Origin of the sequence: Simonsiella muelleri ATCC 29453, assembly GCF_002951835.1 — a bacterium.
GTDB classification, from domain to species: Bacteria; Pseudomonadota; Gammaproteobacteria; order Burkholderiales; family Neisseriaceae; genus Simonsiella; species Simonsiella muelleri.
Genome location: NZ_CP019448.1, coordinates 1,203,317 through 1,223,434 on the forward strand (window position 1 = coordinate 1,203,317; position 20,118 = coordinate 1,223,434).

General features: G+C 42.7%; 16 protein-coding genes. 9 read left to right on the forward strand and 7 right to left on the reverse strand.

Annotation, left to right across the window (positions count from 1 at the left end):
* Positions 1 to 18 precede the first annotated feature (18 nt).
* From BWP33_RS05830 to BWP33_RS05855, 6 genes are all read right to left on the reverse strand, one after another.
* Positions 19 to 804, reverse strand: a complete 786-nt coding sequence (locus BWP33_RS05830; RefSeq protein WP_051010352.1) for a phosphatase PAP2 family protein — start codon at positions 802 to 804, stop codon at positions 19 to 21.
* 13 nt (positions 805 to 817) lie between these two features.
* On the reverse strand, positions 818 to 1,726 hold the full coding sequence (locus tag BWP33_RS05835; protein WP_002641920.1) for an AAA family ATPase: 909 nt from the start codon (positions 1,724 to 1,726) through the stop codon (positions 818 to 820).
* Positions 1,727 to 1,852: 126 nt separating this feature from the next.
* Entirely contained in the window at positions 1,853 to 2,341 is a 489-nt protein-coding gene (gene greB, locus BWP33_RS05840; RefSeq protein ID WP_002641919.1) for a transcription elongation factor GreB, read from the reverse strand.
* Positions 2,342 to 2,438: 97 nt separating this feature from the next.
* Positions 2,439 to 2,897 carry a large conductance mechanosensitive channel protein MscL gene (gene mscL, locus BWP33_RS05845; protein ID WP_002641918.1) on the reverse strand — a complete coding sequence of 153 codons (459 nt, stop codon included), beginning with the start codon at positions 2,895 to 2,897 and terminating at the stop codon, positions 2,439 to 2,441.
* A gap of 196 nt (positions 2,898 to 3,093) precedes the next feature.
* The gene (locus tag BWP33_RS05850) at positions 3,094 to 3,432 is read right to left on the reverse strand and encodes an HU family DNA-binding protein (RefSeq protein WP_224451202.1); all 339 of its coding nucleotides are present in this window, start codon (positions 3,430 to 3,432) and stop codon (positions 3,094 to 3,096) included.
* A gap of 211 nt (positions 3,433 to 3,643) precedes the next feature.
* Positions 3,644 to 4,768, reverse strand: coding sequence for a histone deacetylase family protein (locus BWP33_RS05855; protein WP_104930335.1), 1,125 nt, complete (start codon positions 4,766 to 4,768; stop codon positions 3,644 to 3,646).
* A 195-nt stretch (positions 4,769 to 4,963) separates the two neighbouring features.
* On the opposite strand from BWP33_RS05855, the gene BWP33_RS05860 reads away from it, so the two are divergent.
* Positions 4,964 to 6,034, forward strand: a complete 1,071-nt coding sequence (locus BWP33_RS05860; RefSeq protein WP_002641915.1) for an SEL1-like repeat protein — start codon at positions 4,964 to 4,966, stop codon at positions 6,032 to 6,034.
* A 53-nt stretch (positions 6,035 to 6,087) separates the two neighbouring features.
* Here the strand turns inward: BWP33_RS05860 and BWP33_RS05865 are convergent, their stop codons facing one another.
* The gene (locus tag BWP33_RS05865) at positions 6,088 to 6,867 is read right to left on the reverse strand and encodes an exodeoxyribonuclease III (RefSeq protein ID WP_002641914.1); all 780 of its coding nucleotides are present in this window, start codon (positions 6,865 to 6,867) and stop codon (positions 6,088 to 6,090) included.
* Between the two features lie 322 nt (positions 6,868 to 7,189).
* On the opposite strand from BWP33_RS05865, the gene BWP33_RS05870 reads away from it, so the two are divergent.
* From BWP33_RS05870 to recN, 8 genes are all read left to right on the forward strand, one after another.
* Complete coding sequence (locus tag BWP33_RS05870) at positions 7,190 to 8,704, forward strand: succinyl-CoA:acetate CoA-transferase ScpC (protein WP_002641913.1); 1,515 nt, start codon at positions 7,190 to 7,192, stop codon at positions 8,702 to 8,704.
* Positions 8,705 to 8,973: 269 nt separating this feature from the next.
* Positions 8,974 to 11,181, forward strand: a complete 2,208-nt coding sequence (locus tag BWP33_RS05875; protein ID WP_002641912.1) for a TolC family protein — start codon at positions 8,974 to 8,976, stop codon at positions 11,179 to 11,181.
* 25 nt (positions 11,182 to 11,206) lie between these two features.
* Positions 11,207 to 13,447 carry a type I secretion system permease/ATPase gene (locus BWP33_RS05880; protein WP_002641911.1) on the forward strand — a complete coding sequence of 747 codons (2,241 nt, stop codon included), beginning with the start codon at positions 11,207 to 11,209 and terminating at the stop codon, positions 13,445 to 13,447.
* A gap of 111 nt (positions 13,448 to 13,558) precedes the next feature.
* Entirely contained in the window at positions 13,559 to 14,788 is a 1,230-nt protein-coding gene (locus tag BWP33_RS05885) for an HlyD family type I secretion periplasmic adaptor subunit (RefSeq protein ID WP_002641910.1), read from the forward strand.
* 126 nt (positions 14,789 to 14,914) lie between these two features.
* A complete protein-coding gene (yajC, locus tag BWP33_RS05890; RefSeq protein WP_002641909.1) occupies positions 14,915 to 15,253 on the forward strand; it encodes a preprotein translocase subunit YajC in 339 nt (112 codons plus the stop codon).
* Between the two features lie 88 nt (positions 15,254 to 15,341).
* Entirely contained in the window at positions 15,342 to 17,174 is a 1,833-nt protein-coding gene (gene secD, locus BWP33_RS05895; protein WP_002641908.1) for a protein translocase subunit SecD, read from the forward strand.
* Positions 17,175 to 17,176: 2 nt separating this feature from the next.
* Positions 17,177 to 18,115 carry a protein translocase subunit SecF gene (gene secF / locus BWP33_RS05900; protein WP_002641907.1) on the forward strand — a complete coding sequence of 313 codons (939 nt, stop codon included), beginning with the start codon at positions 17,177 to 17,179 and terminating at the stop codon, positions 18,113 to 18,115.
* A gap of 136 nt (positions 18,116 to 18,251) precedes the next feature.
* A complete protein-coding gene (gene recN, locus BWP33_RS05905) occupies positions 18,252 to 19,913 on the forward strand; it encodes a DNA repair protein RecN (RefSeq protein ID WP_002641906.1) in 1,662 nt (553 codons plus the stop codon).
* The last annotated feature ends 205 nt before the right edge of the window (positions 19,914 to 20,118 follow it).

Below are 20,118 nucleotides of genomic sequence, written 5' to 3' on the forward strand. Positions count from 1 at the left end.
AAAATATACAGTTATTATTTATCTATCACTTTTGGGTTGAGGCTCTTTGGGTATTATCTGAAATTTCTTTTCCCAGTGTGGGACGCATAAACCAAATAAAATCAAATGCACAACCCATGCCAATAAAATAGATGTAGATAAATCAATTGGATAATGCATACCCAACCACACACGGCTATACAAAATTGCTGCTGCCCATATTGTTAAGGCTGCCTGAAAAAGCCACGCAACGGCCGTCCGATTTTTCGCCAAAAAGCCCACCGCCAAAAGCAACCACGATACCGCAAAAATCGTATGCCCAGACGGAAACGAGTAACCCAATTCAGTCGCCTGATAATCGGTTACTAACCATTCATCAGCAATCGCGGTACGGTCGCGGACAATTGGTGCGCGTTCTTTTTTCTTGAGTTGATAGTAAGATTTTTCTGTTAAATCAAATGATTGTAAATAACCTGTGGTTTGCATTTGCGCAACATATGGACGCGGCTCGGTAACCAATTGTTTGATGCCCGATTTGATGGCTTGTGTTGTCCCCAACGAAACCGCACACACGATTACCACTGTTTGCCAACGATAAGATTTTCGCGTCAAATATAGTAATAAAATTAATAAAATCAAAACGGTAATAACAGCGTATGGTGGCGACCCCGTTTGCGTGAACACAATCCAAAACAGTGATTCGTCAGAATGCCCAACATGTTGATTTAATGCCCAATGATAATCCGTCAGCCAAAAATAACATGGCATACACAGCATTAACGCACTAAGCAAACTTAAACCCATAAAATTTGATTGAATTTTCATGATTAAATAAAAATCACGACACCGTGACAGTCTCCAAAATATCCGTTAAAGCCTTGCTGCTGTTCTGCTGTTGTAACGACTGCAAACGATGATTGCTCACCGACACCCAAACTGCTTTCACGTCTTCAGGCATCACAAACGTACGCCCTTCCAAAAATGCCCACGCCTTTGCCGCATTAATTACCGCCAAACCAGCACGCGGACTCAATCCCACCGCAAAACGCCCAGCTTGGCGCGTTGCCGCCACCAAACGATACACATATGCCGCGACTGCTTCAGATACCGTAATTGTGCGAACTTGCGCTTGCCATTCTTGCAATTTTTCAGGTGAGCCAGTGGCTTGAATGGTGTGAATCAATTGGCGACGGTCGCCTGTATGGTACAATGTTTTTTCAGCTTCTTCAATGGGATAGCCCATACTCAAACGCATCATAAAACGGTCAAGTTGGCTTTCAGGCAGCGGAAATGTACCCAATTGTTCCGATGGATTTTGCGTGGCAACCACCAAAAATGGTTTAGATAAGGCATAAGTTTTGCCATCTACCGATACCTGTCCTTCTTCCATAGCTTCCAAAAGTGCGGATTGGACTTTGGGCGATGCTCGGTTAATTTCGTCTGCCAAAACAAACTGATTGAATACAGGACCAGGATGAAATTGAAATGCACCTTCAGTCGGCATAAACACATTTACGCCCAATAAATCTGCAGGCAGCATATCATTTGTGAATTGTACGCGTTGATAATGCAAACCCAGCACCGCCGCCAAACTGGTTGCCAATGTGGTTTTGCCTACACCTGGTACATCTTCCAATAGCACGTGTCCGCCAGCCAAAATGCAAGCAACTAATTTTTTTAAAATCAATTCTTTACCTAAAATAACGGAGTTTAATTGCTGAAAAATAGGTTCAAAAGTTGCGTTCATAAATTTCCTTAATTTTTTAATGTTATTGAGACAAGGCGACAACGACCGCCTTATACGTGTGCTACATCAGGATGTTGGTCATGCTGTATTCATGACAAATTAATATAAAATATTGATTATAATTGATTAATCAATTTTAATGTATTCCACAACTAAAATATCAATAGCTTCGCGCCCATTGGGGACATTCAGCCATACCCTATCGCCTTCACGTGCTTTAATCAGGGCGCGTGCCAAAGGCGATTTCCATGAAATTTTGTTTTTGGTGGCATCAATTTCATCTTCGCCGACAATTTTCACGGTTTGTTCTACGCCATTGCTGCGTTCGATGGTTACGGTGGCGGAGAAAAAGATTTGGTCGGTGAATTCACGCGTTTCGGGGTCAATGACTAACGCATTTTCTAAGCGTTTGGTTAAGAAGCGGATTCTTCTATCAATTTCGCGCATTCGGCGTTTGCCATATAAATAATCGCCGTTTTCGCTGCGGTCGCCGTTGCTGGCAGCCCAATTCACAATTTGGACAATTTCTGGGCGTTCTTTGTGAACCAATTGATACAATTCTTGTTGCAAAGTCTGATGACCTTGCGGTGTCATATAATATTTTACGTCAGACATGGGACATTTAATTTGAATGAAAATGCGTTTATTTTAATGGAAAAAAGGCAGCCTGAAATGTGAAATTTAGTTTCAGGCTGCCTTTTTGATAAATGAATCAATTGCGTTTTGCTAAAGCATCACGAATTTCACGTAACAAAACAATGTCTTCAGATGGTGGCGTGGGTGCTGCAGGTTCTTCGTTTTCTTTTTTGATGGCAGCAGTTTGCAATTTATTCACCACTTTAACCACGGCAAAAATCGCAGTCGCCACAATTAAAAAACTGAAAACGGTGTTCATAAATACACCAATATTCAGGGTTACCGCGCCAGCCGCTTTAGCAGCCGCCAAAGTAGGATAGCCATCGGCAGGTGCGCCAGCCGCACCGTCTTTTAATGTCAAGAAAATGTTAGAAAAATCCACGCCCCCCAATAACAAACCAATTGGAGGCATAATCACATCATCAACCAAAGATTTCACGATGTTACCAAACGATGCACCCACAACCACACCGACAGCTAAATCAATCACGTTACCGCGTAAAATAAACGCCTTAAATTCGTCTTTCAAAGACATAATCATTACCTCAAATTCAATATGTGTTAGTCAAAAAACGCGTCATTATGCAGAAATTTTCATTTATTTGCAGTTAAATAATCTTACAAATTGTATTGTCAAAATTAATTCACTCCACTATAACAACAGGAAATAATTTCAGGCTACCTAAAATGATCAGGCAGCCTGAAAATCAGATAATTTAAAATCATCTAAATTATTTTTTAGTGGCTTTTTTAGCAGTTGCTTTTGTCGTATCTTCTTGTGGCAACAACGCATCTTTCAATGCTTTACCTGGTTTGAACTTAGGCACACGAGCCGCAGGAATGGTAATAGGCTCTTTGGTTTTGGGATTCAAACCTTGGCGTTCAGCGCGTTCAGCCACAGTAAATGAGCCAAAGCCCACCAATGTGATGTCGCCATTTTGTTGCAATGTGTCTTTTACCACAGAAGTAAAAGCGTCTAATGCTTTAGCCGCATCGGTTTTGGTTAAACCAGATTTCTCGGCAATCGCATCAATCAATTCAGACTTATTCATGGAGAAAGTCCCTTTCATTTGGAGGTTAAAATTGTTTAAATACCCGATGATTTGGGCGTTCAAATTGCTATGCTCGCTTTATATCAATTCCATAAAACAAGCGCAAGTGTAAACTACAATGGTTACTTAGTTTTTGTACGTTTATGCAACAAAAGCGGTCAAATTGGCGATTTTTTACAACACAACTCAATGTTCAGGCTGCCTGAAATAAAATGGGCTGGGTTGATTACTAATTCTGTGCAAATCGGTTAGCACTTACTAAGGCATTCAAATGCGCTTTCACGCTCACAGCTAAGCTATCCAAACAATATCCACCTTCCAATACCGACACAATCCGCCCTTGCGCGTGGCGTTCTGCCACCAACACAATTTTTTGTGTGAGCCAACCAAAATCGTCTTCTGTCAAATTCAAATGCCCCAAATCATCATCACGATGTGCATCAAATCCAGCACTCAAAACAATCAGTTGTGGGCGAAATGATGCCAATTTTGGCAACCAAATTGAGCGCACCATTTCACGAAACACATCGCTGCTGTCGCCTGCTTTTAAAGGTGTGTTGATGATATTGGGGTTTTTGCCTTGATAATCCGTCCCTGTGAAAGGATAAAGCGGTGATTCAAAAGACGATAACAACATCACACGTTTATCATTTTGAAAAATATCTTCCGTGCCATCGCCGTGATGCAAATCAAAATCCAAAATTGCCACACGTTCCAAACGATATTCGGCAATGGCGTGCATGGCAGCAACAGCAGCATTATTAATAAAACAAAATCCACCCGCATGATTGGCATGGGCGTGGTGTCCAGGGGGGCGAATGGCGCAAAATGCGTTTTTGGCGTACTGTTTCATCACCATATCAACGGCTTGGACGGCAGCACCTGCACCATATCGCGCGGCATCAAATGTGTCGCGACTCAAATAAGTGTCATCGTCAATTTTATGTACACCTTGCGCAGGTGTTTGGTTTTCTAATTCATTGATATAATTGCGAGTATGTACACGTGCCAATTGAATGTCATTAATGGGTTTGGCTTGGATTTTTTGCATTCTTGCCCAAGTGTGGGTGTGGCGCAAAATATTTTCTATGGCAATGAGTCGGTTGGGACTTTCAGGGTGCTGATTACCCGCAAAATGCGTTCGGCACGCTGGCGCACTAATCCACGCGGTACGCCCTTTCAATCCCACAAAATGTGCAAATCGGCGTTTGGCGTAACGGTAGTAAAGTTTAAAATTCAATGAATTAAAAATAAATGACTTAAGAAAAGACATGATTTCAGGCTGCCTGAAAATGGTTGAATCAAGATTGATGTATATTGTAAACCAATCCAATCTGTTTGTTGTGTGATTCATACTCTTTTGTATGAATTTTAGGGATTTAGGGGAATTTTTAGGCACAGATTGAGTGATTCAGTTAAGATTATTGGATATTTTTAAGGACAATTGACAAGTTGTTTACTGTATTGTGTAGGCAAAATTGTCAAATTTCAAGTATCCCTTAATCACAGCAATCATCATATTCACATAATGATAAAGGCAGCCTGAAAAATGAATCTTACTTCAATCGCCACCACGCATAATCATACACCTTTTACACCCATACAGAAATTAGCCAAAACCAATGACTTACTTATCAAACAAAATTCATTTCTTCAAATCAAACAAGCAGCCGAACAAGGCGTAGCAACCATGCAAGTTTTGCTGGGGCATCATTATGAATTGGGCTTATCTGTCACGCAAAGTTGGACACAAGCAGTTTATTGGTATGAATTAGCAGCGCAACAAAATCATACTGATGGCTGTTATCGTTTGGCATTGCTGTACGAATCAGGCAAAGGCGTACCACAAAATATTCAAACCGCCATCAAATATTACACCATCGCTGCTCAAAACAAACACGTTTCCGCTTTAACACGTTTGGGAAAATTGTATTATTTGGGTTATGCCGATGAAGATGGTGGTTATCGAGCATTTCAGTTGTTTTTGGACGCGGTGGAATTATTGGGTGTAGAAGCATTGTTTATGGTGGGATTATGTTACAGTCGTGGCATTGGTACGGTGCAAAATGACGAACAAGCCTTATTTTGGTATACACAAGCCGCCGAACAAAATTATGCTCCTGCTCAAACCAATGTGGGTGCAATGTATGAATTTGGTCGCGGTGTGGAACAAGATTATGTTCAGGCTGCCTTGTGGTACGAAAAAGCCGCTTACCAAAAAGATGCCAGTGGTTTACTGAATTTGGCTCTTTGTTATTTATACGGGCGTGGCAAACCCATCAGCGCAGAAAATGCCGTGTATTATTTCACGCAAGCCGCTGAATTAGGTGATGCAGAAGCACAACACAATCTGGGTTTGTGTTATCAACACGGCGTGGGTGTAGACCAAGATTGGCAAAAAGCCGTATATTGGTATCAACAATCCATGCAACAAGATTACGCACCAGCCATTTTTCATTTTGGTGGTTGTGCATGGGAAGGCGTGGGCATGGCAAAAAATGTGGATTTGGCAATCCAATGTTTTCAAGATGCGGCACGTTTAGGATTATCTGAAGCGCAACGAGTATTGGCAATTGTGATGCCAAAAACCGAATCATTTGCAGGCAGCCTGAAATCCTGAAATATCGTCTTTCGCCGTGTACACGTGCTACACCAGACGTGAGCAACACTGTACTAATTTGAAATCACATAGTCATAATCCACTACCAATGGCGCATGGTCAGAAAATTTCACTTCTTTATAGACGTGTGCTGTGTGTGCTTTTGTCGCCAAATTAGGCGTAACCATTTGATAATCAATGCGCCAACCCACATCATTGGCGTACGCTTGACCACGATTACTCCACCAAGTATAGCCCGCCACATCAGGGTATAACGTGCGCCAAATGTCCACCCAGCCCAATTTTGTTATGACATGACCAATCCATTCGCGCTCTTCAGGCAGGAATCCTGAGTTTTTCAGATTGCCTTTCCAATTTTTGATGTCAATATTTTGATGCGCAATGTTCCAGTCGCCACACACCACTACATCACGCCCACTTGCTTTCAACTCTGCCAAAAGCGGATAAAACGCGTCCAAAAATTCATATTTGTATGCCTGACGCTCTTCTGCGCTCGTTCCACTGGGCAAATACAACGAAATCACGCTCAAATGACCAAAATCCGCACGCACAAAGCGTCCTTCATTATCAAATTTTTCAATACCCAAACCGATTTGTACATGGTCAGGTTTTTGTTTACTGTAAATCGCTACACCACTGTAACCACGCTTCTGTGCGCAATGCCACACGCCGTGCATACCGTGTGGACGTTGCATATCATCTGATAAATCAGACTCTTGTGCCTTCAATTCCTGCACGCAGACAATATCTGCCCCCGATTGCGCGATGTATGCCAAAAAGCCCTTTTTATATGCTGAACGAATGCCGTTTACATTTGCCGAGATAATTCTCATTTTGCTAAACCTGTTTGTTAAAATGGCGTTATTTTAAAGGTTTTCAGGTTAAAAGGCTGCCTGAAAAATGATTTTGTGAAGTTTATTTATGAGGTCAAAATGATTTGTCATCTTTGATGATGGTGATGTGCTTTGGTGATTTTATTGACAAAACAATTGATTAAATTAACTAAATTACTCTTCAGGCAGCCTGAAAAATGTTTGTTTGCCAATAATTATGTAGTCGCATGAAATAAATACTTGAATGAATCCCCATCTTTACGTTATATTAACCGAAGCTGTTTCTTTTTTCACAAACAAAATCACATTAGAAGGAATCATCATGAGCACAGAACGCATTCGCCACGCAGGTTTACGCAACAAAATCATGACTGCCGAACAAGCAGCCGAATTTATCCAAAATGGTATGACGTTGGGCATCACTGGTTTTACGGGTGCTGGTTATCCCAAAGCTTTACCCACCGCTATTGCCAATAAAGCCAAAGCCGAACACGCCGCTAATCGTCCATTTAGTGTCGGTGTGATTACTGGCGCATCTACCGCTCCCGAATGTGATGGCATGTTAGCAGAAGCTGGCGCAATTCATTTCCGTAGCCCATTCCAATCTGACCCCACTTTGCGTAACAATATCAATGCTGGCAATATCCATTATCAAGATATGCACTTGTCTCACGTTGAACAGCAAATGCGCCAAGGTTTTTATGGCAAATTTGATGTGGCGATTATTGAAGCGTCTGGCATTACTGAAGATGGCAAAATCATTCCTGCAATGGGTATTGGCCATGCCAATGAAGTATTGAAAGTTGCCGACAAAATCATTATTGAAGTGAATACCGAGCAAAACGCCAAATTAGAAGGTATGCACGATATTGCATTTGATATCGGTGTACCGCCACATCGCAAACCCATTCCGATTGTGGGTACGTTTGACCGCATTGGCTCGCCTTATTTGGAATGTGATTTGGATAAAATTGTTGCGATTGTTTTGACTCACGCAGGTGATCGTAACAGCAAATTCGCTGAGCCAGATGAAATGTCCAAACGTATTGCAGAGCAAATCATTGATTTCTTTAGCCATGAAGTCAAAGCAGGGCGTTTACCAAAAAATTTATTGCCATTGCAATCGGGTGTGGGTAACGTTGCTAATGCGGTGTTGGCTGGTTTGCAAGATGCACCGTTTGATGATTTGGAAGGTTATACCGAAGTATTACAAGACGGTATGCTGGATTTGATTTTAAGTAAAAAAATGAAATACGCGTCTGCTACCGCGTTGTCATTTAGCCCTGATGCGTTGCAACGTTTCAATGATAATATTGATTTCTTGCGCGATAAAATCATTTTGCGTCCAATGGAATATACGAATAGTCCAGAAGTGGTGCGCCGTTTGGGCGTGATTGGCATGAATGCCATGATTGAAGCCGATATTTACGGTAATGTGAATTCCACACACATCATGGGGACGAAAATGATGAACGGGATTGGTGGTTCGGGCGATTTTACGCGTAACGGTTTCTTCTCAATGTTTGTGAGTCCATCGGTGGCAAAAGGCGGCGCAATTTCATGTATTGTGCCAATGGTGTCGCATCATGACCATACGGAACATGATGTGATGTTTATCATTACCGAACAAGGTATGGCAGATTTACGCGGCAAATCGCCACGCCAACGTGCTGAATTATTAATCAATAATTGCGCTCACCCTGATTATCGCGATATGTTGCGCGATTACTACGACCGCGCCAACAAAGCAGGTGGTTTGCATACGCCACATTTGTTAATGGAAGCTTTGTCTTGGCATCAACGTTTTGTGGAAACGGGCGATATGCGTATTAAATAATTGAGTCAATAAAAAATAAAAGGCGGCCTGAAAATTGAAGAAGTATTTTTCAGGCTGCCTTTCGTGTGACTGCTAGATGTGTATTTTTGGGGCAGCTAGCTGGAAATGTAGTCGTTAAAGGAGCAGACAATGTAGTTTTGTTGGTACTTTGGGGCATCGAACGGCAGCCTGAAAAAAAGTGTCCCAAAAAAATTACTTTGCGACATAGCGCGGATATTGCGCTAAAATATCGCTCATTTATATTACGTTATTGCCCCTGTTGAAAAATCATGTTGAAACCACTTACTCGTATTGCGGCGGCGTGTGCTTTATTGTTTAGTCAATCGGTTTATTCTGCCAGTTTGCAAGATGTGCTGCGTCAAAGTCTGCAAAACGACCCCGAATTATTAGAAGCGCAAGCCAATAAACAAGCTGCCGACAGCGATATTAAAATCGCCAAATCAGGACACCTTCCCACACTTACCGCCACTGCTACACAAGTATTGGCGCAAAGTCATCGTTATGAAAGTAATGAGCGCAAACGCGGCATCAATCCTGGATTACAAGGTAAATTAAATCTCTATTCATTTGGTGGCATAGATTCACGCATCCGTTACAGTGAGCATAAATACGATTATTATCATTATAAATATTATGAGACCCAAGAAGTGCTTGGGCAAACAATTGGTAGATTGTATCTTGCGGCTTTGCGTGCCAAAGAATCCATTCAGGCAGCCCAAAATAATCTGCAACGCCACGACAAAATCATTGGTGATTTGAAAATCATTACCCAGTATGACAAAGGTCGCCAATCTGAATTAGATCAGGCTTTGGCACGCCGCTTGCGTGTACAAGCATATTTGGTAGAGCAAACACGCGTGTTGGAATTGAATTTAAGCCGCTTGGGTAAGTACACCCAAACACGTTTGAGTCCTGCTACATTGCAAGATCCATTTGCAGGCGAAACCGCTGTATCCGTGATGCGCCGTTACCGCAGTGCAGATTTGGCAATGCAGCCCAGTTATCAAGCGCAACAAGCCGAACGTGAAAGCGTATTAGCTGAAATTGATGTGAATAAATCATCGCGTTTTCCCAGTATTGATTTGATTGCATCGGCTACTCGCGACAATAAAGAAATTTATCTGAATTTTGGTTGGGATTTTTTCAACCCCAGTGCCAATTATCAAGTGGAACGCAGCGCACAAACTTTGGTTGCCGCCGAAGCCAAAGCCGACCAAATTTTACGCGATGTCTCCGAACGCACACGCAGTGCAGAAGTGGATATGCGCCAAAGTTTGAATCGTACCCACATTGCCGAACAACAAATCGCTGCTCAGAAAAAAGTCATCAAAGCCTATGAATTGCAATTCAAAATTGCACGGCGCACACTGATTGATGTATTGGATTCGTATTCTGATTTGTGGAGTATTGAATCTGAAGTGGTGGCATCACGTAATGATTTCCGTGATGCAGCGTTGGAGTACTTATCGTCTCAAGCAGCGATTGCCCAATGGGCGGGTCTCAATCAAGACCGCAATATTCCCACTCGCCGCGAACGTAAAACCTTCAGAGACCATTTGCCTGATAATTTCTTGCCTGCCAATATTCAAAATCGCTTAAATGCGTGGCTGGATAAAGATAACATCCAAACCGATACCATCAGCAAAGATGGCGAACCTGTCTTGAATTACGACCAAGTTACGCAAGACAATATTCAAGTAAATATGCCTGCGGTAACACCTAACAGCGTTATTCAAACACAGCCTGTATTGAATTATCAACAAATTAATGATAACACGCAAATTTCTGCTCCTGTGTCAAATTCGGATAATCCAAATAATACAGGGAATCAGTTGGCAAATGATGCAGTACAAAATCCACCTGTGTTGAATTACGATGACATCATGGGGCAGTCTGCTCATTCAGCTGTTGCACCGGCAGACGAAGTCTATCAACCCAAAACATTAAAAAATATTAACAAAATTAAAAAAGTTAATAAAATTAAATCGCAAGCGCAACAATTGAAAAATAGGCAGCCTGAAAAAAATGCCCTGCCTGATGTGAATGTGGATAATACATATGTTGAGCCTGACAACACGCAGCCTGAACAAACCCATTCCATTGCCAGTCAATTGCCCGATGATAATTCTACGAACAATACACCTGTAAAATTGATTGATGCGCCCGAGCATGGTGTGGTTTGGCAGGATACTGGTAAATCCAGCAGTAAATTTCCTCATCAAACGCAGCATAAGAAAAATTCGGCCACCGCCAAAAATGCTGCTAAAAAAGCCGTGAAAAAAGCCAAAACCGCCATCAAACAAGGCAAAAAAACATTAACCCCAGCCATCGCGCCCACCCAAAAATCAGACAAGAAATCAGATTCAAAATCCAAAAGCAAAAAGAAAATGACTCAAGTGTCGGTATCGGATTTGCAGACTAATTGGGTTTGGGAAACGCGTGTGCCTTATGAAAATTATTTTTTTCAGGCTGCCTGAAAATTGACAAATTAAGAAGTAAAACATGAAATCTATTATTGAACATCTTGCCTTAGCCACTCAACTGTATGGCTCACCTGTTGCAGAAGCCGCTTTATCTGCCCAAGTATTGCGTGATGGCAAATTAAGCGTGAATTATCATTCACTTTCGGAAGTATTAGCGAGTTTTGGTTTTGAAAATAGCTTATCCAAACGCCCTTTGCAGGACATTCCATCATTGGCAACGCCATGCGTTATTATTTTGCGTAATGAAGAGGCGGCGGTTATTACCAAAATTGTGGGTTCTGGCAAACAACGGCGGTATTTTTTGCGCCAATCAGGCGGCATTAGCAGTGATTTGAGTCATGACCAATTGGCGACTTTGTATTTGGGTTATTGTTGGTTTATTAAACCCAAAATTGCATCAGATGGACGTTCAGATTTGCCCGAATATACATTACCTAAACATTGGTTTTGGCAAGTGATTGGGCGTTTTCGCAGTTATTATTATCAAATTATTTTAGCGACTATTTTGATTAATTTCTTGGCGTTGGTAAGCTCGCTGTACGTGATGCAAGTGTATGACCGCGTGATTCCGAATCAGTCGTATGAAACGCTGTGGGCGTTGAGTATTGGTGTGTTTATTGCGGTCATATTTGAATTGATTACCAAATTAGTGCGCGGACATTTGACAGATATCGCAGGTAAAAAAGCAGATTTGATAATCAGCTCGGCGTTATTTCGCCGTGTGATGGCATTGCGTTTACTGGAAAAACCCACGTCTTCGGGTTCGTATGCAAACAATTTGCGTGATTTTGAATCGGTGCGTGATTTCATGACCAGTGCTAGTTTGCTGGTGTTAGCGGATTTTCCGTTTTTGATTTTGTTTTTGGTGGTGATTTCAATCATTGGCGGGAAATTGGTATTTGTACCAATGACTATTATTCCAATTGTCATTATCGTGAGTTTGCTGGGACAACGTTCGTTGGCAAAAGCCATTAACGCATCTATGAAGGAAAGCTCCCAACGTCAAGGTTTGGCAGTGGAAGCCATTGAAGGCATTGAAACGCTTAAAGTGAACAATGCAACCAATTGGGCGCAACAAAAATGGGACGATTACACCGCTAAAACCGCCGCCGCGTCGATTAAAACGAGAGATATCAGCAATTTTTTAGTTAATTTTGCAGTGGCAATGCAACAACTGAATACAGTCGGTTTGGTGTTGGTGGGAACGCATTTGATTCACAGTCAAAATACAGGTGATCAAATTACCATGGGTGCATTAATGGCGGCAGTGATTTTATCGGGACGCGCCTTAGCTCCACTGGGACAAATTGCAGGTTTGGCAACACGTTACCAATCTGCCAAACACGCTTTGGAAGGCATCAACAAAATTGTGGAACGTCCCATTGAGCGTGCACCCGACCGCCAATACATCACGCTGTCTGAAACGCGTGGGGATATACGTTTCAATCGCGTGTCGTTTGTGTATGGCAAAGATTTGGCTCCTGCGTTGCGTGATGTGAATATTCACATTCAGGCAGGCGAAAAAGTGGCGATTTTGGGGAGTATCGGTAGCGGTAAATCTACTTTATTAAAATTAGCATCTGGTTTGTATGATTCGGCACAAGGCGGCAATATTACGCTAGACAATGTGGATTTACGTCAAATTGACCCGAATTTTTTGCGTAATCAAATCACATTATTAAACCAGTCGCCGCGTTTATTTTTGGGTACTTTACGTGAAAATATGGATTTGGCGCGTACTGATGGTTTTTCTTCAACCGACCAAGATTTGTTAAACGCATTATCGCGTTTTGGTTTGGATAAAATTATCCAAAGTCATCCACAAGGTTTGGATATGCCATTGGGCGAAGACGGACAAGGTTTGTCAGGTGGACAAAAACAAATTATTTCGTTGGCACGCTTGACTTTGAAACAACCGCGCGTGGTTTTGTTGGACGAACCTACCACAGGTCTGGACGGCAGTACCGAGAATATGGCGTTGAACGCATTGGCACAATGGGCGCATGATAAAACATTGGTGGTGGTAACACATCGTCCGCAAGTACTGAAGATGGTCAGTCGCGTGATTGTGATGGATAATGGTGTGGTGGCAATGGATGGGCCGCGTGATTTGGTGTTGCAAAAATTGATGCAAAACGAGCAAAGAGCCAATGCTCAAGCCAACCAAACCGCGCAAGTAACCACGCCACAGCCAGCACAAGTTAGGCCAGCAGTTGCGCCTCACCATGCCAACAACAGCGATTTACCGCGACCAGCGTAATACTGAATTTTGTCAGGCTGCCTGAAAAGTATTTGATAAATCAATTTATTAAGTACGTAGTCCTTTCAGGCTGCCTGAAAATAAACCAATTCAAATATTGGAAAATCCATTATGTCAAACCAAAAAAAAGAAAATGTCAGCTCGGCTGATTTACATTTAATTAATGATTTAAATGCCGCCTTACAAACGGAAAAACATCGCGGTTTATTTGCCGTTATTGTGATTTTATTTTTGTTGATTACGGCGTTTGTCGTGTGGGCGTACAACAGTAAAGTAGAAGAAGTAACACGCGGTCAAGGCAGCGTGATTCCCAGTAGTCGCGAACAAATTGTCCAAAGCCTAGACCCTGGCACCATCGCCGAAATGAAAGTCAAAGAAGGCGATATTGTGGAAAAAGGACAAGTATTATTGAAAATGGACGATACGCGTTCTTCTGCGATTTTGCGCGAAAGTGCAGCTAAAGTAGTCAATTTGGAAGCAATGGTGTCGCGTTTACGTGCCGAAGCCTACGGTATGCCGTTGAAATTTGCCGATCATATTCCGAAAGAATTGCGTCAACGTGAAGCTGCTGCTTTTGAAGCACGTCGCCGTTCGGTAGTGGATGCGGTGGTGGGGTTGCATCAAAATAAAGCCACGTTAGACAAAGAAATTGCTATCACCGCGCCTATGGTCAAACAAGGTGTGATGTCAGAAGTGGAACTGTTGCGTATGCAACGTGAATCCTCTCAACTTGCACTGCAAATTAGCGAAAAACAAAATCAATACGCTGCTGAAGCCAACAACGAATTAGTCAAAACCGAAGCCGAATTAGCCCAAGCGCGTGAAAACATGGCAATGCGTGCCGACCCCGTGGAGCGTTCAGAAATTCGTGCGCCATTGCGTGGAATCGTGAAAAATATTCAAATCAATACCGTTGGTGGTGTGGTGCAAGCAGGGCAGGATATTTTGGAAATTGTGCCGTTGGATGATAAATTATTGGTAGAAGCCTATATTCGCCCGCAAGACGTGGCGTTTATGCGCCCTGGATTGGAAGCGGTAGTTAAGTTAAGCGCATATGATTTTGCGATTTACGGTGGCCTACATGGCAAAGTTACGTTGATTTCGCCTGACACCTTAAGCAATCAAAAACGTGCCGATGAATTGAAATTAGACCAAAATCAACAATATTACCGTATTCTAGTGGAAACCGATGGCAATTCCATCAAAGACAAAAATGGTAAATCCATGCAAATTATCCCTGGTATGGTGGCAACGGTGGACGTGAAAACAGGCGAAAAAACCGTATTTGATTATCTGATTAAACCGATTACACGCCTCAAACAAGCCTTGCGTGAACGTTAATCGTTTTTCAGGCAGCCTGAAAGATGGTTGTTTGTCAATTAAATGGCAAAATGCGCGGTTTCTTCAGACTGCATAGTCTGATAAAATCGCGCATTCTCTTTTGATTTTTTTATGACAGGATTGAACATGATTGAATTGGCATACGCAGATAACGGCACGGCAGCGGCAGGCGGTGGCTTGATGGGCATGATTCCGTTTGTTTTGATGTTGTTGGTGATGTGGTTTTTGATGATTCGCCCACAGCAACAAGCCGAGAAAAAACGCCGTCAGATGGTGGCTGAATTGAAAAAAGGCGACCGCGTTTTGTTGGCATCTGGTTTTTATGGGCGTGTGGTGCAAGCGGGTGAACACATTGTGAAAGTAGATTTGGGCAAGGGCTTGGTAGTGGAAGTGGCTGCTAATGCGGTTTCTGCCAAAATTGATGAAAATCACAACGAAACCACTAAAACCGATGATGCTGCCTAAAAATCATTCTAAATCAAGCCGATGTGTTGAAGCAATACATCGGCTATCTTTGCTTAATTTATTTTATTTTATGTAATTGGGGGTTCTGATGAACCGTTATCCACTTTGGAAAAATCTGCTGATTTTATTCATTATTGCGTTGGCATTTGTGTATACGCTACCCAATTTGTATGGTGTAACACCAGCGATTCAAATTTCTACCAATCGCCAATCTGTAGCGATTAATGAAGAAACTGAAAAACGTGTTGCCGATGCGTTGCAAAAAGCCAACATCAAAACCGATGGTATGTTTATTGCTTCAGGCAGCCTGAAAGTACGCGTGTCTGATGCAGATAAAATTTCAGCGCGTGATGCGATTGATGGTGCGTTGGGTGATGGATATATTGTTGCGCAAAATCAAATTTCTAATAGCCCTGAATGGCTGGCGAAAATGGGGGCAAATCCGATGTTTTTGGGTTTGGATTTGCGTGGCGGTGTGGAGTTCATCATGCAAGTGGACATGAAAGCTGCACTGGAAAAAACGTTGGATCGTTACGCTGGCGATGTGCGACGCGAGTTGCGTAAACAAAAAATTCGTATTGGCACAATTCGCAAAACCGCCAATAGCATTGTGATTCCATTCCAAGACCAAGCAGATGCGAATAAGTCTTTGCCTGAATTGCAAAAATTATTTGAAGGCATGAATTTGGTTGTTGATGGCAACAATATTACTTTGACGCTGCCTGAAACCTTGCTCACACAAATTCGTCATGATGCTGTGAAACAAAATATCAACACGTTACACAATCGTGTTAACGAGTTGGGCACTTCTGAACCCGTAATTCAACAAGCAGGCGCAGACCGCATCATGGTGCAAATTCCAGGCATGACCGATACCGCCAAAGCCAAAGACATCATTGGGCGTACCGCGACTTTGGAAGTTCGCATGGTACACGATGGTGGTTTGAATAGTGATGGCACAATCCCTGAAGGCTATGAAGTGTTAGCCGACAACGAAGGACATCAATATTTAATCAGCAAACAAGTAGAATTGACGGGTGATAACATCAATTCCGCTCAAGCCAGCGTTGATGACCGCACCAAACGTCCAGCCGTGGCGTTAGCGTTAGACGGTACAGGTTCGTCTATTTTCGCGGATTTGACCACTGCCAACACTGGCAAACGCATGGCAATGGTACTGATTGATCAAGGCAAATCCGAAGTGATTACCGCTCCAAACATCAACGAACCCATTACAGGCGGACGTGTCCAAATCACAGGCATGGCAAGTGATGCAGAAGCGCAAGACGTGGCGTTGTTATTGCGATCAGGTTCACTGGCTGCGCCCATGGAAATTGTGCAAGAACGTACCATTGGTCCATCTTTGGGAGCGGAAAACATCACCAAAGGGATTCATTCTACGGTGTGGGGTTTTATGGCAGTGGCCATTTTTATGATTGTTTATTATCGTTTTTTTGGTTTGCTGTCTACGGTGGCTTTGAGTACCAACTTGTTATTTTTATTTGCGATTTTGTCTATGTTGCAAGTTACGCTGACGTTACCAGGTATTGCTGCGATGGCACTCACATTGGGTATGGCAATTGACTCCAATGTATTGATTAATGAGCGTATTCGTGAAGAATTACGCCATGGGCAAAAAGCCCAAGTCGCGATTAAAGAAGGTTTTGACCACGCTTGGAACACGATTTTAGATTCCAACTTAACGTCTTTGATTGCGGGGGTAGCATTATTGATTTTTGGTTCGGGGGCGGTGCGTGGTTTTGCGATTGTGCATTGTTTTGGCATTATGACGTCTATTTTTTCATCGGTGGTGGTATTTCGCGCGATGGTCAATGCGTTTTACGGTAAACGCCGCAAATTACAAAATTTGTCTATTGGCGTATCCTATCCTGCGGTGGTAGAAAAAAGTGATAAGGAATAATCATGGAATTGTTTCATTTTAAACGCGATATTCCGTTTATGAGTTACGGTAAATTAACCACATTTATTTCGTTGGTTACATTTATTTTGGCGGTATTTTTCTTGGTAACGCGTGGGTTGAATTATTCGGTTGAATTCACGGGCGGTACGCTGATGGAAGTGGAATATCAGCAACAAGGCGCAGATTTGGACAAAGTTCGCCACAGTTTAGATGGTTTGGGTTTAGGCGAAATTCAAGTACAAGCTCTTGGCACGAATAAACATATTATGATTCGTCTGCCGAATAAATCGGATATTCCGTCTGCACAATTGTCCAATCAGGTGATGGAAAAATTAAAAGCCGATCGCAGTGATGCCAATTTGCGCCAAGTGGAATTTATTGGTCCATCTGTGGGCGAAGAACTTGTCAGCAATGGTTTGTTGGCGATGGGCATGGTGGTGATTGGGATTATCGTTTATTTGTCCATGCGTTTTGAGTGGCGATTTGCGGTATCGGCGATTATTGCCAATATGCACGATGTGGTGATTATTTTGGGTTGTTTTGCGTTTTTCCGTTGGGAATTTTCGTTGACGGTGTTGACGGGCGTGTTGGCGGTGTTGGGTTACTCGGTGAATGAATCGGTGGTGGTGTTTGACCGAATCCGCGAAAATTTCCGCAAAGGCACCATGCGAAACAAAACCGTTCATGAAATCATTGACAACGCAATTACCGCCACGATGGGGCGTACCGTTATCACACACGGTTCTACGGAGGCGATGGTGGTTTCCATGTTGATATTTGGTGGGGCGGCGTTGCATGGTTTTGCGATGGCTTTGACGATTGGCATTGTGTTCGGGATTTATTCGTCTGTGTTGGTGGCAAGTCCGTTGCTGCTGATGTTTGGTTTGAACCGCGATAATGTCATCAAAACCCAAACCGAAAAAGAAGAGATTGTTGTGTAAAGTGATTTTGCAGGCAGCCTGAAAACGCTCAATGTGTTTTCAGGCTGCTTTTTTGTGAATGAAAATTTTCCCTGAAATAAAATTTTCATTTTAAAATTCTGTTTTTTAATTATTGATATTTAAGGCTGCCTGAAAAATGTTATTGGCTCTTTCATTACGCGATTTTGTGATTGTGGAACAATTAAATTTGGATTTTCAAAACGGATTTACCGTGTTAACAGGTGAAACGGGGGCTGGCAAATCCATTACATTAGATGCCTTATCTTTATTGTTAGGCGACAAAGCCGATTACAGCCAAGTTCGCCATGGCGCAAAAGAAGCACAATTGTCCGCATTATTTGATGTGAGTGAACTATCTGATTTACAACAGGAATTGCGTGAACAAGGTTTGTTAGACACCGATAACAGTGAGTTATCTATTCGCCGCATCATTGATGCCAAAGGCAAAAGCCGCAGTTTCATCAATAATCAAACCGCAACATTGGCACAATTAAAACAAATTGGTTCACAATTAATTGATATTCATGGACAAAATGCGCATCATTCGCTGAATCAGGAAATCGCACAACGACAGTTGTTAGACGCATTTTCAGGCAGCCTGAATTTAGTAGAACAAACCAAAGCCAATTACCAAGCATGGCAAAACGCCAAACGCGTCCTAGAAAATGCCCAAACTCACGCCGAAAATCTCGCCATTGAGCGCGAACGCCTAGAGTGGCAACTGCATGAATTAGAACAATTAAATTTGGAAAATGGCGAATGGGAAACGCTGAATCAATCGCATGACAGTCTGGCTCATGCCGCCGAATTGCTTCAAGCCGCCAGCGAAGCGCAAGAGTTAGTAGACGGAGACAATGGTCTTCAAAAACAAGTGTTTCGTTGCCAAAAAATTTTGGGTAAACTCGCAGATGTTGAGCCGCGTTTTGCTGAATCTTTGGCGATGTTGGCGAGTGTGGAAGCCGAATTGGGCGAAATTAGCCACTATTTGGGTGATGTGCTGAACGATGTGGAAATCAATCCCAATGAATTAGCCACAAAAGAACAACGTTTGCAAGAATTAATGAGCATGGCGCGAAAATACCGCGTTGAACCCGAAATGCTGCCTGAAAAATGGGCGGAAATTCAGGCAGCCTTGTACGATTTAGAAGCGGCTGCTGACATTGAATCGCTACAAAAGGCAGTGGCACAATCCGAAAGCGCGTACATGGAAACCGCACAAAAACTATCCGCCAAACGCCATCAAGCCGCCACACAATTAGCCGATGAAACCACACGATATATGCAACATTTGGCAATGAAAGGCGCGAAATTTCATATTGAATTGCTGCCGTCCAGTCCGACTGCGCATGGTTTGGAGCAAGTGCAATATCAGGTGGCGGCAAATAAAGGCAGTCAGTTGCGTCCATTAAATAAAGTAGCTTCGGGTGGTGAATTGGCACGGATTAGCTTGTCCATTCAGGTGGTTACCAGTCAATATACCCACGTTCCAACTTTGATTTTTGATGAAGTGGATACGGGCATTGGCGGAGGTGTGGCGGAAATTGTGGGGCGTGCGTTGCGGACGTTGGGTGGTAAACATCAGGTGTTGGCGGTAACCCATTTGCCGCAAGTTGCTGCGTGTGGTGAACATCATTGGCAGGTCGCCAAACACAGTAATGGCGAACAAACCATTAGTGAAATCCATGTATTGGACAGTCAAACGCGTATTGATGAAATCGCCAGAATGCTGGGGGGCGAAAAAATTACCGCTACTACCAAACAACACGCAGCCGAAATGCTGGGTTTTCAGGCAGCCTGAAACCTTTGAAAAACCTTAGAACCTATGTTCATAGCCAACGTGAAATGATTTTTTGTTCCATTTGATGTGTAATGCGAATTTCATGCCAATAGCGCTCCTATTAGCCTGAAATTCAACGCAGCTTAAATTTAAATCCTATTTGATACACAAAAACAGGCCGTCCGATTTTTGTCATGTACCGAAAGGCTGCCTGAAAGTGATACAA